Origin of the sequence: Duganella radicis (assembly GCF_009720825.1) — a bacterium.
GTDB classification, from domain to species: Bacteria; Pseudomonadota; Gammaproteobacteria; order Burkholderiales; family Burkholderiaceae_D; genus Rugamonas; species Rugamonas radicis.
In genome coordinates this window covers 746806-759597 of record NZ_WNKY01000001.1, presented here as the reverse complement: position 1 = coordinate 759597, position 12792 = coordinate 746806, and the positions used below count along the sequence as shown (strand labels likewise).

General features: G+C 63.2%; 12 protein-coding genes. 7 read left to right on the top strand and 5 right to left on the bottom strand.

The features are described from left to right. The gene (locus tag GM676_RS03075) at positions 1-1158 is read left to right on the top strand and encodes a Gfo/Idh/MocA family protein (RefSeq protein ID WP_155461890.1); all 1158 of its coding nucleotides are present in this window, start codon (positions 1-3) and stop codon (positions 1156-1158) included. A gap of 3 nt (positions 1159-1161) precedes the next feature. Here GM676_RS03075 and GM676_RS03070 read toward each other — a convergent pair whose 3' ends face one another. After that, positions 1162-2022 (bottom strand): helix-turn-helix domain-containing protein, encoded by an 861-nt coding sequence (locus GM676_RS03070; RefSeq protein WP_229262488.1) that lies wholly within the window; start codon positions 2020-2022, stop codon positions 1162-1164. 120 nt (positions 2023-2142) lie between these two features. Between GM676_RS03070 and GM676_RS03065 the strand changes: the two genes are divergently transcribed. Beyond that, positions 2143-3312, top strand: a complete 1170-nt coding sequence (locus tag GM676_RS03065; protein WP_155461888.1) for a 4-hydroxybenzoate 3-monooxygenase — start codon at positions 2143-2145, stop codon at positions 3310-3312. On the opposite strand, the gene pcaCD is transcribed toward GM676_RS03065, so the two are convergent. From pcaCD to pcaH, 4 genes are read right to left on the bottom strand one after another with little or no spacing between them, the layout of a single operon-like run. Continuing rightward, a complete protein-coding gene (pcaCD, locus tag GM676_RS03060; RefSeq protein ID WP_155461887.1) occupies positions 3309-4571 on the bottom strand; it encodes a bifunctional 4-carboxymuconolactone decarboxylase/3-oxoadipate enol-lactonase PcaCD in 1263 nt (420 codons plus the stop codon). The two genes, GM676_RS03065 and pcaCD, sit on opposite strands and share 4 nt — an antisense overlap. Next, positions 4568-5779: a lyase family protein gene (locus GM676_RS03055; protein ID WP_155461886.1), complete on the bottom strand. Its 1212-nt coding sequence runs from the start codon at positions 5777-5779 to the stop codon at positions 4568-4570. Before GM676_RS03055 ends, pcaCD begins: the two co-directional genes overlap by 4 nt. A gap of 2 nt (positions 5780-5781) precedes the next feature. Next, complete coding sequence (locus GM676_RS03050; protein WP_155461885.1) at positions 5782-6282, bottom strand: peptidase associated/transthyretin-like domain-containing protein; 501 nt, start codon at positions 6280-6282, stop codon at positions 5782-5784. Positions 6283-6294: 12 nt separating this feature from the next. After that, the gene (gene pcaH / locus GM676_RS03045) at positions 6295-6987 is read right to left on the bottom strand and encodes a protocatechuate 3,4-dioxygenase subunit beta (protein WP_371866082.1); all 693 of its coding nucleotides are present in this window, start codon (positions 6985-6987) and stop codon (positions 6295-6297) included. A gap of 133 nt (positions 6988-7120) precedes the next feature. Here pcaH and GM676_RS03040 point away from each other — a divergent pair, with 133 nt between their 5' ends. The 5 genes from GM676_RS03040 to GM676_RS03020 all read left to right on the top strand — a co-directional run bounded on the left by GM676_RS03040 (position 7121) and on the right by GM676_RS03020 (position 12791). After that, positions 7121-7900 (top strand): IclR family transcriptional regulator domain-containing protein, encoded by a 780-nt coding sequence (locus GM676_RS03040; protein WP_155461884.1) that lies wholly within the window; start codon positions 7121-7123, stop codon positions 7898-7900. A 255-nt stretch (positions 7901-8155) separates the two neighbouring features. Next, positions 8156-9250: a sialidase family protein gene (locus tag GM676_RS03035; protein WP_371866081.1), complete on the top strand. Its 1095-nt coding sequence runs from the start codon at positions 8156-8158 to the stop codon at positions 9248-9250. Beyond that, complete coding sequence (locus GM676_RS03030) at positions 9247-9948, top strand: hypothetical protein (RefSeq protein WP_155461882.1); 702 nt, start codon at positions 9247-9249, stop codon at positions 9946-9948. Before GM676_RS03035 ends, GM676_RS03030 begins: the two co-directional genes overlap by 4 nt. Positions 9949-9984: 36 nt before the next feature. Then, positions 9985-10818, top strand: a complete 834-nt coding sequence (locus GM676_RS03025) for a hypothetical protein (RefSeq protein ID WP_155461881.1) — start codon at positions 9985-9987, stop codon at positions 10816-10818. Next, the gene (locus tag GM676_RS03020; protein ID WP_155461880.1) at positions 10818-12791 is read left to right on the top strand and encodes an LTA synthase family protein; all 1974 of its coding nucleotides are present in this window, start codon (positions 10818-10820) and stop codon (positions 12789-12791) included. Before GM676_RS03025 ends, GM676_RS03020 begins: the two co-directional genes overlap by 1 nt. Position 12792 lies beyond the last annotated feature (1 nt).

Below are 12792 nucleotides of genomic sequence, written 5' to 3'. Positions count from 1 at the left end.
ATGGAGCAACCTGAGATTTTCCCCGGCCGCATTCGGCTGGGGATGGTGGGCGGCGGCGAGGGCGCCTTTATCGGCGCCGTGCATCGCCACGCCGCGCGTTTGGATGATCGCTACCAACTGCTGGCTGGCGCATTGTCGTCCAGCCCCGAAGCATCGCAGCGTTCGGGCCTTGCGCTTGGACTGGACCCATCGCGTATCTACGGAGACTACCGTCAGATGGCGCAGGCGGAAGCTGCGCGCGAGGACGGCATCGAGGCGGTGGTTATCGTTACGCCCAACCATATGCATGCACCGGTGGCGCGCGCCTTCCTGGAGGCGGGCATCAACGTCATTTGCGACAAGCCGGTGACGACCACCAGCGAGGATGCGCGCATGCTGCAAACGCTGGCCGAAGAACGCGGTTTGCTGTTCGCGGTCACTCATAATTATTCCGCGTATCCGCTGGTGCGCCACGCGCAGCAAATGGTGCGAGAAGGAACGCTAGGCGCGATCCGCGTGGTGCAGGTGCAGTACGCGCAGGACTGGCTGGCCGCGCCGCTGGAGCAGGATGGCCATAAACAGGCGACCTGGCGTACCGATCCCGCGAAATCCGGCGGCGGTGCGATTGGCGATATCGGCTCGCACGCCTGGCAACTGGCCGACTTCATCACCGGCCTGAAGCTGGAGTCGCTGTCCGCGCAACTGAGCTCCTTCGTGCCGGGGCGCGCCATTGATGACGATGTACAGGTGTTGTTGCGTTATGAGGGGGGCGCGCGCGGTATGCTGTGGGCCAGCCAGGTGGCGGTGGGCTGCACCAACGAGTTGCGCATTCGCGTAGTCGGTAGCGAAGGCGGCATCGAATGGGCGCAGGAGCAGCCTAACGAATTGAGATGGACGCCGCTGGGCGAGCCGACCCGTATCATCACGCGCGGCAGCGCCGCCATGAACGCTGCCGGCGCACGTACCAGCAGGGTGCCGGCCGGCCACCCGGAAGGCTATATCGACGCTTTTGGCGCGTTGTACAGTGAGATCGCCTGCCATCTGTTGGCGCGGCGCAGCGGCGGCGATCCCGGCGCGGCGCAATTTCCCACTATCGCGGATGGCGTGCGCGGGGTGTTGTTCATCGAAACCGTGCAAGCTTCGTCTCTCGCCGGCGGCGTCTGGACCAAAGTCTCCTGACGGCTAACGGCGGAAGTCCTTGGGAGTCCTGCCCATGCGTTTCTTGAACAAACGGCTGAAGTAGGCCGGGTCCTGGAAGCCCAGTTCGTAGGCGATGCTGGCGATGCTGGCCGGCAGGTAGGTCAGCTTGCGGCAGGCCTCCAGCATCAGGCGGTCCTGCGTCAGGTCGAAGGCCGATTTGCCGGATAGCTTGAGACACAGGCGGTTCAGGCGCGTCGGCGTCACGCGCAGCACTTCGGCGTACTGGCCCACCTGCCATTGTTCCTTGTAGTGCTGTTCCACTTCGGCGCGGAAGCGGCTGAATAGTTCAAAGTCGCTGCGGCCGGATTGATCGGCCAGTTTCGTTTCCGCCTGGGCGCGGACCAACAGCAGCAAGGTGCTGCGCGCCAGCCATTCCAGCATCAGCGTGTGGCCGTATTCTGGCCAGGCCGCCTCCATGCTCAGGTTTTCCAGCAAAGCCACCAACCGTTGATGGATGCCGCTCAAATCGATGGCCAGCGGCTGCACGAACAGCGATGAATACAAATCCCCGTGTCCGTGTGCGGCCGAGAAGATCACGTTCTGGTCCACCGTCAGCACATAGCCATGCGCCCCGGGCGCAAAGTCGAAGCCGTGCACCACCGACGGGTGGATAGTGATGGCCACCGGCCCGCTGCGCTGCCACACGGCGTCGCCGATGCTGGAGCGGACTTCGCCGCCGAGTAGAAAAAGTACCTGAAACAGTCCGGGGTGGGTATGGCTGCCAATATGCCAGTCGTACAGCCGGCTGCGCGTCTCGATCAGCTCTATGTGCACGAACTCCGCATTGGCGTTGCGATTCTGCTCGCCGTACAGTGCGAATTGGGGGATTTCTTTGGTTGCCATTGCCATCAATAGGAGTATAGTCTGTCAAAATAGTACAAGTTTTAGCGTTTTTCATCCATGTTTTTTGCAGCTCAACGCCGCTACGATGACGTCATACCTAAACCACATCGGAGATAAAACATGCGTAGCCAAGTCGCTATTATCGGCGCCGGTCCTGCCGGCCTTCTGCTGTCCCATTTGCTGCATTTGCAAGGGATTTCCTCCATCGTTCTCGAAACCCGCTCGCGTGCCGACATCGAGGCCACCATCCGCGCCGGCGTGCTGGAACAAGGCACCATGGACGTGCTGACCGCGGCAGGCGTGGGTGAACGCATGCGCAAGGAAGGCGCGCTGCACCACGGTTTCGAGCTGGCTTTCGGTGGCAAGCGTCACCGCATCGATCTGCATGGCCTGACCGGTAAATCGATCACTGTCTATCCGCAGCACGAGGTGCTGAAAGACTTGGTGTCCGCGCGTCTTGCCGCGCAAGGTACTATTCTGTTTGAAGTGAGCGAAGTGGCGCTGCACGATGTCGCCACCAACAAACCTTACGTCACCTTCCGCCACAATGGCGAGGCGCAGCGCATCGATGCGGATTTCGTCGCCGGTTGCGATGGCTTCCACGGTGTTTCGCGCCCGGCGATGCCGGATCAGGCTACACGCCAGGATTACCAGAAGATTTATCCGTTCGGCTGGTTCGGCATTCTGGTGGAATCCGCACCATCGTCGGAAGAACTGATCTACGCCCAACATGACCGTGGCTTTGCGCTGGTCAGTACCCGTTCGCCGACCGTGCAGCGCTTGTACTTCCAATGCGACCCGGCCGACAAGGTGGACAACTGGTCGGATGACCGCATCTGGGCGGAGCTGCACGCGCGCCTTGAAAACCACGACGGCTGGAAGCTCAAGGAAGGCAAGATTTTCCAGAAGGGGATCATCGGCATGCGCAGTTTTGTGTCGACGCCGATGCAGGCGGGCCGTTTGTTCCTGGCTGGCGATGCCGCGCACATTGTGCCGCCGACCGGCGCCAAGGGCTTGAATCTGGCGGTGTCGGATGTGAAGGTGCTGACGGCGGGGCTGGTGGAGTTCTACCGCAATAACAGTGAGGCGGTACTGCAAACCTACAGCGAAACGGCATTGAAGCGCATCTGGCGTGCCGAGTGCTTCTCGTGGACCATGACGCGCCTGCTGCACACCTTTGCGGACGCCACGCCGTTCGAGCGCGAGATGCAGCGCGCCGAACTGGAAAACATCGCTGCCTCGCCAGCGCTGGCGACAGCGCTGGCTGAGAACTACGTCGGCGCGTTTTAAACCGACGCTAAAAACTCCTGCACCAGCGCCGCGAACGCCGAAGGCTGTTCGATGGCGCTGATGTGGGAGGCTTGAGCAATCAAACGCAGTTGCGCACGCGGCAGCTGCCTGGCCAGTTCTTCGGCCATGGCTGGCGGCGTGCCGGCATCCAGTTCACCGGCAATCACCAGCGCCGGCACGTTGATGCTCGGCAGACGATCGGTGGTGTTCACGCCAGCCACCGCCGCGCAGCAAGCCACATAGCCTTCCGGACCGGTGGTCAACAGACGGCGGCGGAAGCGTTCCACAGTCGCCACGTGCTCGGCGCGGAAACCGTCGTGGAAGTAGCGGCCCATCACCGCATCGGCAATCGCCGCCAGGCCTCCTTCGCGCACGGTGGCGATGCGCTGTTCCCACATCGCTTGTGCCGCCGCCGGGTAGGACGACGTGGTATTCGCCAGTACCAGCGCGGATACCAGCGAAGGATGGCGCAGCGCCAGCTCCTGGCCGACCATGCCGCCCATCGACAAACCTATCCACGTTACCGGACCGGTATCCAGCTCGCGCAGCAGGCGCGCGGCGTCGTCGGCCAGGTCGGCCATGCTGTACGGGCCGGCCGGCGCGTCCGATGCGCCGTGGCCGCGATGGTCGTAGGCGATCACGCGGCTGTCTTCCGACAGCAGATTCGCCAGCTGATCCCACATGGTCAGGTCGCAGCCCAGCGCGTGGCTCAGCACAATGGTGCGGCGCGGCGTCTTGCCGTTGCGTGGTTCGCGCACGCTGTAGTGCAGGTAGGGCAGGCTGGTGGTGCGGCCTTCGCGGCCGATGCCGGGATGGGTGGTGGCGGCTGGCGCTACCGCTTCCAGCTCATAGCCGATTTGCGCGCCGACTTCGCGCAGGATGGCCAGCGCGTGGGTGAAGGCGGTATTCGCGGCCGGCACGCCGGCGTAGATGGCCGACTGAATCAGCACTTCTTTCAGCTCGTCCGGCGTCAGGCGGTTGCTTTCCTCGCCCAGCAGCGCGGCGCGCACGTGCAGGTCAAATTCTTCCCAGCGGCCCAGCGCGATGGTGATGGAGAGGACGATGGCGCGGCGGGTCTTCTGTTCCAGGCCCGGACGGCCCCAGATCTCATTCCACGCAAAGCGCGTGATCAGGTTCTGGAAGTCGGCATTGAAGTTGTTGGCGTTGTTCAGCGAACGGGCTACCCAGGCGTCGCCGAGGATGCCGCGGCGGTTGTGCAGGCCGCGTTCGAAATCGTGGTCGATAGGATCGTAGCTCATGATGATGTTGAGAGTTTGGTGATGTCCGCGCGCAGTTGGCGCAGTTGTTGTTCAGCGAGGCGTTGCGCGGGACGGGCGATTTCCGCCGCGTCCCTGACGGAACCGGGGTAAATCAACTCCTTGAATTCGCCGATGTTGCGCAGCATGCGGGCGCTATCCACTTGCAGGCCGGCGATGGCTTCGTTCAGCGCTTGCAGCGCGCCGTGGGCGCTGAGGAACAGTGACGGCCACTCCGCCAATTCGGCCTGCCAGTTGCCGAGGCCACGCTCATGCTGCTGGCCCATGGCCGCCAGCAGCGCCGCGCCATGCTGCGGGGTGCGCGCGGCGGCGGCCAGTGCGATCATGGCCGATACCGGATTGCGCTTGTGCGCCATGGCGGAAGAACCGCCGCGGCCTTCGCCGGACGGTTCCGCCAGTTCGGCGATTTCGCCTTGCGCCATCAGGCTCAGATCAGTGGCGATCTTGCCAAGGCTGCCGGACAGCAGGGCCACTTCAAGGCCCAGCCGCACCCATTCGTCGCGCTGCGTGTGCCATGCGGCGTCCGGCGCGCGCAGGCCGAGCAGGGCGGCCATGCGCTCGACCACTGCCGGGCCTTGTTCGCCCATCACGTCCAGTGTGCCGACGGCGCCGCCCAGTTGCAGTTGCAGCGCGCGTTGTCCGGCTTCGCGCAGGCGCGCGCGTGCGCGCACCAGTGGCGCCAGCCAGCCCGCAAACTTGAAACCCAGCGAGGTGATTTGCGCCGGCTGCATCAGGGTGCGCGCCAGCACCGGCGTGCCGGTGTGTTGGTCCGCCAGTTGCAGCAGGTGGCCGGTCAGGTCATGCAGACCGTCGTCCAGTAGTTGCAAGGCTTCGTGTGTGGCCAGCACCATGGCGGTGTCGATCACGTCCTGGCTGGTGCCGCCAAAATGCACTTTGCCGCCGGCTTGCGCATCGGCGGCAGTGACGGTTTTTTTCAGTTCCTTTACCAGCGGGATGGCCAGGCTGCCCGCTCGCCGGCTGGCGACAATCAGCGCCGGCACATCGTAGCGCTGCACGTCGCAAGCCTCGGCGATGATGCGCGCCGTGGCTTGCGGCAGCAGGCCGACGTCGGCCTGTGCCTGCGCCAGCGCCTGTTCAAAGCGCAGCATAGCTTGCACGATCGCGGCGTCGTCAAACACCGCGATCATGTCGCCGCTGGTAAGGAAGCTATCGAATATTGATACGCTCATGTTTACTCATAGTCGAAGAACACGGTCTCGCGTTCGCCCTGCATGTGGATGTCCCAGCGGTAGCTGCCGTCGGCATTGCGCTCGGCCAGCAGCGTGGCACGGCGCGCGGATGGCACCTGGTCCAGTATAGCGGACTGCGACAGGCCTGCGTCGTCGGCCAGGAACACGGCGGTGTACTGGTGCTTCACCAGACCGCGCGCGAACACGGTGATGTAGGCCACCGGTTCCCCCGGCGCTTGTGCGACTTTGGTCAACTGGAAGCGGAAGCCGCCATCCTCGCCGGAAGGCACGCGGCGGAAGCCGGGAATCGCGGCCGCCGCTTCGGCGTCGGCGGCGGCGGGCTGCCACGATTCGATCTGGGCGTCGTTGATCGGCACACCGGCGCCGTCGTAGATGATGCCGCTGATGGTGATGCCGCCGGTGGCCGGCGTCATGTCTGTCGCCCATTTCCACGCTTCGTGCGAGAACGGGCCGATGGTTTGCGAAGTAGTGATGTTGCTCATAGCCTGTTCTCCTCAGATGCCGAATGGGGTCGCGTCGCGTCCGCGCAGGACGATGTCGAATTCATAGCCCAGCATCTGGTCGCTCACGGTTTCTTCGATGCTGAAGCGCGAGATCAGGCGCTGGCGCGCGGCTTCGTCCGGAATGCTCTGGAAGATCGGGTCGTAGGCGAACAGCGGATCGCTGGGGAAGTACATCTGCGTCACCAGACGCTGTGCATAGACATTACCGAACAGCGAGAAGTGGATGTGCGCCGGGCGCCAGGCCTTGTCGTGATTGCCCCAAGGGTAAGGGCCCGGCTTGATGGTGATGAGGCGATAGCGGCCGTCGTCGTCGGTCATCATCTTGCCCCAGCCATTGAAGTTCGGGTCCAGCGGCGCGTCGTGCTGATCTTTCTTGTGGCGATAGCGGCCGGCGGCGTTGCACTGCCAGACTTCCAGCAGCGAATTGCGCACCGGTTTGCCGTCCTCGTCGACGATGCGGCCGGTGACCACGATCTTCTCGCCCAGCGGCGCCGCTTCGCCGTGCGCGGTCAGGTCGGCGTCGTTCGGCAGCAGGATGCGCGATTTCGGCGCGATGTTCTGCGATACCGGCACCGGCGCGTCGAGGCGCAGCAGCGGCTGGGTCGGGCCGCGGTGGACGGTGGATTTGTATGGGGGATAAACCAGTTCCGGATAAATGCCGGGGGCGATGGCGTCGAATTTCACAGCTAGTCTCCTCTAGTGAATGCTGTGATGATGGTACGAAGCGGCGCCCGGACGGACAAGACGGCGGATGCGTGCTATATTCACTATTCGCACAAAATGTGCGCATATCGCACAAATTGCCATTTATTTGCCTATGAGTACCGACGACGACCTCATCCAGCCAGCGCAGCGCGATCTGGTGGCAGGCCTGGAAAAAGGCCTGCAAGTGATCGCCACCTTCGACCAGGAGCGCAGCCGCCTCAGCATTGCCGAGGTGGCCGAGCGTACCGGGCTGACGCGGGCGGCGGCGCGGCGCTATCTCATCACCTTAACCCACCTCGGCTACATGCGCCATGAAAACAAGCTGTTTTCGCTGACGCCCATGGTGCTGCGGCTGGGGCAGTCCTACCTGCACTCGGCGCGGCTGCCGCGGCTGGCGCAACCGCTGCTGTACCGGCTGGCGTATGCGCAGGGAGAGGCGGCCTCGGTTGGGGTGCTGGATCACGACCAGTTGGTATGCGTGGCGGCGGTGAGCGCGGGGCAACTGGTGTCGGTGACGCTGCAACCGGGCACGCGGGTGCCGGCCTGGTGCACGGCCAACGGGCGCATGCTGCTGGCCAGCCTGCCGCAGGCGCAGCTGGATGCGTATCTGGAGCGGGTACAGCTGGAGCCGATTACCGAGTACAGCATCATCGACAAAAAGCGCCTGGCCGAAGCCATTGGTCGCGCCCGCAGCCAGGGCTATGTGCTGGTGGACCAGGAGCTGGAGCTGGGTTTGCGCACCATGGCGGTTCCCCTGAAAAACTTCCGCGGCGAAGTCGTGGCCGCCATGAACATCAGCGTCCACGCCGGCCGCATGACGCTGGAGCAAATGACCGAACGCTGCCTGCCGGCGCTGCTCAAGATTCAGGTGGAGCTGAACGCCATGCTGTGACTGGATCGTGCAATCTTGGAAACCTTGCCATGCGCGCTGAGCGGATGCTCGGGTTTTAACATCTGGTATGAATTTTCCTGTAGGATACCGTCTTCCTCCAACTTGGGGGAGAGATGATTATTTTTAGGGCACAGGGAACACGGTGACGGCTTCCTTCGGTCCCGATCTCTTGGAGACGGAATGGGAGTTTTACGCCCACCGGCGCGACGGCCTCATTGGCTGGTCGTAGTGGCATGTATTTTTGCGGTTGCAACCGTGCTGGCCTCTGAAGGCTGGCGCTGGTCGCGCGCGCGTCAACATCACGCGAGGCCGGCCTCCGTGGACGCGGCCGCGCCATCGCCGGTCACGCTGACCGAAATGTCCCGCACCATTATCCCTATGCCCAAGGGTGTGCCGTCCGCGCACGCCAGCGCGCTGGCGCAACTGCCGCAGGGTGATTTGATCGCTTTCTGGTGGGCCGGCAGCCGCGAGAGCGGGCCGGATGTGCAGGTTTATGCCTCGCGCTGGTCGAATGGCAAATGGAGCGATAACTGGGTGGTCGCCAGCCGCGATTCGCTCGGCAAGGCGCTCGGCCATGGCGTGCGCCGCATCGGCAATCCGGTGGCCTGGACCGCCGCCGACGGCACTGTTCATTTATATGTAGTGGCCACCGGCCTTGGCGGCTGGGCCGCTTCGCGCGTGGTGCAGCTGCAATCGCATAACGAGGGTGCCAGTTTCACGGTGCGCCGCGTGCTGCCGATGTCGCCGGTGTTTAATACCAGTGTGCTGGTGCGCTCCACGCCGGTCGGCCTGGCCGATGGCGGCTGGTGGTTGCCGGTGTATTTCGAGATCGGCCACAAATATCCGATGCTGGTGTCGTTCGACGCCAATGGCGATCCGCAGCGCCTGACTCGCATCGGCGCGCGCACGCGCTCCCTGCAACCGACGCTGGTGCCGGTATCGCCGACCGAGGTGCGTGCCTGGATGCGCGACGCGAACAAGGACCATTCGATGGTCCAGCAGGCGGTCAGCCACGACGGCGGCGCCAGCTGGGAAGATCTCGGGCCGACTTCAATTCGCAACCTAGGCACCTCGTTGGCGGTGTTGCGCCTGCATAGTGGCAGCCTCCTGATGCTGGCCAATCAGGGCACCAATCGCAAGACTGCGCGCAGCACCTTGTCGCTGTCGCTGTCGACCGATGGCCAGACCTGGACGCCGCTGACCGATATTGTCGCCGGCCGGCCTGGCGATGAATTCTCGTATCCGGCCATGTTCCAGGTCGGCGATGAGCTGCACATCACGTACACCCACCAGCGGCAGGCCATCGCGCACCACCGCCTGAAAATCCACGACGGGAAGGACCTGTTATGAGCTTGCCCGAACTCGATTTGCAGATCATTTATGCGCGCATTGCCTGGGGCCTGATTGCCGCTTCGATGCTGCTGTCGGTGCTGCCCACGCTGCTGCCGAAGATTTTCCCACAGCTGGCACAGCGCCATAAAGCCATCGTCACCACCACCGTCGCGGTGGTGATGCTGCTGCCCGGCGAGGCTTCGCCGGCTTATTGGCTTACGCTGGTGTTTCAGTATCCAAGCGGCCTGCTGACTGGTTACAGCCTGGTGGCGCTGCTGGCGCGCTGGCGCGAGCGGCCGGTGATCTTCCCGCTGCATCCGGCGTTTGCGCTGCTGCTCACCGTGACCGGCGTGGTGCTGTATCTGGACGCATTCGGTGTGCTGGCGCTGGGGCTGTATTATCGCGGCTTCGATTCCGGTGCGGCCACTGTGCTGACCTGCGTGGCCGCGGTGGCCGGTGCCGCCGCCGTCCTGTTCCGCTATGCCGGCACGGCCGGTATGGCGCTGCTGACCAGCGTGCTGCTGTTTTCGCTGCTGCGTTTACCGAGCGGCAACCTGTGGGATGCGCTGCTCGATCCGCTGTTGTGGGCGTGGGCATTGGGATCGGTGATTCTTGAAGTTCGCCGCCGCCATGCGCTGCGCAAGGCGGCCCAGTTGGAAAACATGGAAGAGCCGGCGCCGGAGCTGCTGCAAGCACGCACCGCCGCCGAACAATAAAATCAGTATAAATAGTATAAACAAGGGAGTTAATACATGGCGTCGACGAAATGGTACGTGCATCCGGTGATCGCCACCGGGGTGGTCATCAATGTCTTCATCCTCGGCCTGGCCATCGCCTGGCATAACGATTCGGCGGCGCTGTGGCGTTTGCTGGTGGAAGACGGCATCGTCGAATGGATGCAGTTCCTTTGCTTCGCCTTGCTGGCCGGTCTGCTGGGCTTCCTCACCGTGGAGCAATGGCAGCGCGAACCGAAAGTCAATCTGCAATTGCTGGCTTTCGCCGGCCTGACCGCGCTGGTGGGCCTGGCGGCGCTGGAGGAAGTGAGCTGGTTCCAGCGTGTGCTGCACATCGTGCCGCCGGAATTCTTCGCACAGAATAATCGCCAGGGCGAGACCAATCTGCACAATCTGGCGCTGGGCAAGAGCAGCCTGCACAAGGCGGTGCTGCTGAAGGTGATCGCGATTGTCGGCCTGACCCACAACGTCATCCTGCCGCTGCTGGCGCGCAAGCGTCCTGCCGTGCGTACCTTCGTCGAGAAGTTTGGCCTGTATCTGCCGCCGGTGTCGGCATCGCTGATCTACATCGTGCTGGTGGCGCTGTCGCACGTGCTGGTCGACCATCCGCGCAAGGGCGAACTGGGTGAACTGTTCGGCGCCATGCACTATCTGGTGACTGTGGTGGCGGCTTACTTCTTCGGTGTGAACTACGGTAAGAAGCCGGTGTTCGGCGAATCGCGTGACAGCCGCAATCTCTCGACTCTATTCTGCATGATCCTGGTGTTCATCCTGCTGTGCGGCTGGATGCTGAGTGCCGGCGCTGGTGCTGGCGCCTACATCGCCAGCCACCCTGGCTTCGGTGCCGAATAATGTTGCAGCGTTTAGCATCGCGGCTGGAAAAGCTGACGCTGTGGGCCGGTCCGTTCGCAGGCTTGCTGCAACTGCTGCTGCTTGGACTGATCATCTTCTCGCTGTCGCGTGCCGGTCTGGTGGCGTGGCAGTGGGATCGCGTGTCGGCCACCGGTATCCTCGGCCAGATCATGGTGCAGGGCGTGCGCGCCGACTTGATCATGCTCGGCTACCTGATCGCCTTGCCGCTGGTGCTGTCGCCGCTGCTGGCGCATAAGAAGACGCTGGGCCTGTGGAAGAATGTCACGGTGGCCTGGGGCACGCTGGCCCTGATCTTCATCGTCTTCATGGAGCTGTCCACGCCGCAGTTCGTGATGCAATACGACGTGCGTCCGAACCGCCTGTTCGTTGAATACCTGTCGTATCCGGCCGAGGTGATGTCCACCTTGTGGCATGGCTTCCGCATTGCCTTGATTCTGGGTGTCGGCTTTACGGTGCTGTTGGGGACTGCGATCTTCAAGCTGCTGAAAGCTGCTTCGGCCAACATCAGCGTCTGGCGTCCATTGAAGCTGCTGGCCCTGTGGCCGCTGCTGGTGCTGCTGGTGGTGTTCCAGATCCGTTCCACCACCGCGCACCGTCCGGCCAATCCGGCGCTGTTCGCGCTGACCGGCGATGCCATGGTCAACTCCCTGATCATCAACTCGCCGTGGTCGGTGCTGGATGCGATTAACGCCATGAGCCACGAAGCCAATTCGTCCGAAATCTATGGCAAGTACCCGCGCGAGAAGGTGTTTGAAGTGGTGAAGAGCGCGCCATGGCTGCGCGATCAGCAGTTCACCTCCGCCGATCTGCCGACGCTACACAAGCAAGTGGCAGCGGTGCAGCGTGACAAGCCGCTCAACCTCGTGATCGTGCTGGAAGAGAGTCTGGGTGCGACCTTTGTGGAATCGCTGGGTGGCCTGCCGGTCACGCCGGAACTGGAAAAGCTGAAGAAGGAAGGCTGGTGGTTCGAGCAGCTGTACGCTACCGGCACCCGATCGGTGCGCGGCATCGAGGCTGTGGTGGCGGGCTATCCGCCGACGCCCGCGCGTAGTGTGGTCAAGCTGTCGCTGGCGCAGCAGAACTTCTACACGCTGGCCGCAGGCCTGGGCAAACAGGGCTACCACACGGAGTTCGTGTATGGTGGCGAAGCACACTTCGACAATATGCGCAGCTTCTTCACCGGTAACGGCTTCCAGAAAGTGGTGGATCGCCGCGACATGAATCCGGTATTTGAAGGCAGCTGGGGCGCCTCGGATGAGGACTTGTTCGACAAGTCGCTGGAGCGTTTGAAAACCTTGCATGCCAGCGGCAAGCCGTTCTTCAGCCTGATTTTCTCGTCGTCCAACCACGAGCCGTTCCAGTTCCCGGACGGCCGCATCAAGCTGCACGATGCGGAAAAGCAGACCGTGAACAATGCCGTCAAATACGCAGACTATGCGCTGGGCCGCTTTATCGCCGAGGCGAAGAAGCAGGAATACTGGAAGGATACGGTGTTCCTGATCGTGGCCGACCACGATAACCGCGTGTATGGCGACAGCCTGGTGCCGATCAAGAAGTTCCACATCCCGGGCCTGATCCTGGGCGCGGATGTGCAGCCGAAGCGCATCACCACCATCGCCAGCCAGGTCGATCTGGCCCCGACGCTGCTGTCGCTGATCGGCCAGTCGACCGAGCATCCGATGATAGGCCGCGATCTGGCGCGCGATAGCGAAATGCCGGGCCGTGCGCTGATTCAGTTTGATAACTACTTCGCATGGCTGGAAGGTTCGTCCGCCACCATTCTGCGTCCGGGGCAGGCGCCGTTGGCTGGCCAGTACGACGCGGCGACCGGCGTGCTGACCACCGGCGGCGTGCCGGATGCGCAGCTGGTGGACAAAGCCATGTCGCATGTGGTGCTGCCCTCCATCCTGTACCGCGAGCAGCGCTACAAGCTGCCGCCTTCGGCGAAGTAAG

Excerpts from the sequence above, each read along its gene's own strand:
- GM676_RS03065 (WP_155461888.1), top strand. The coding sequence starts at position 2,143 with ATGCGTAGCCAAGTCGCTATTATCGGCGCCGGTCCTGCCGGCCTTCTG.
- GM676_RS03025 (WP_155461881.1), top strand. The coding sequence starts at position 9,985 with ATGGCGTCGACGAAATGGTACGTGCATCCGGTGATCGCCACCGGGGTG.
- GM676_RS03020 (WP_155461880.1), top strand. The coding sequence starts at position 10,818 with ATGTTGCAGCGTTTAGCATCGCGGCTGGAAAAGCTGACGCTGTGGGCC.
- GM676_RS03040 (WP_155461884.1), top strand. The coding sequence starts at position 7,121 with ATGAGTACCGACGACGACCTCATCCAGCCAGCGCAGCGCGATCTGGTG.
- GM676_RS03050 (WP_155461885.1), bottom strand. The coding sequence starts at position 6,282 with ATGAGCAACATCACTACTTCGCAAACCATCGGCCCGTTCTCGCACGAA.
- GM676_RS03070 (WP_229262488.1), bottom strand. The coding sequence starts at position 2,022 with ATGGCAACCAAAGAAATCCCCCAATTCGCACTGTACGGCGAGCAGAAT.
- GM676_RS03075 (WP_155461890.1), top strand. The coding sequence starts at position 1 with ATGGAGCAACCTGAGATTTTCCCCGGCCGCATTCGGCTGGGGATGGTG.
- pcaCD (WP_155461887.1), bottom strand. The coding sequence starts at position 4,571 with ATGAGCTACGATCCTATCGACCACGATTTCGAACGCGGCCTGCACAAC.
- GM676_RS03055 (WP_155461886.1), bottom strand. The coding sequence starts at position 5,779 with ATGAGCGTATCAATATTCGATAGCTTCCTTACCAGCGGCGACATGATC.
- GM676_RS03030 (WP_155461882.1), top strand. The coding sequence starts at position 9,247 with ATGAGCTTGCCCGAACTCGATTTGCAGATCATTTATGCGCGCATTGCC.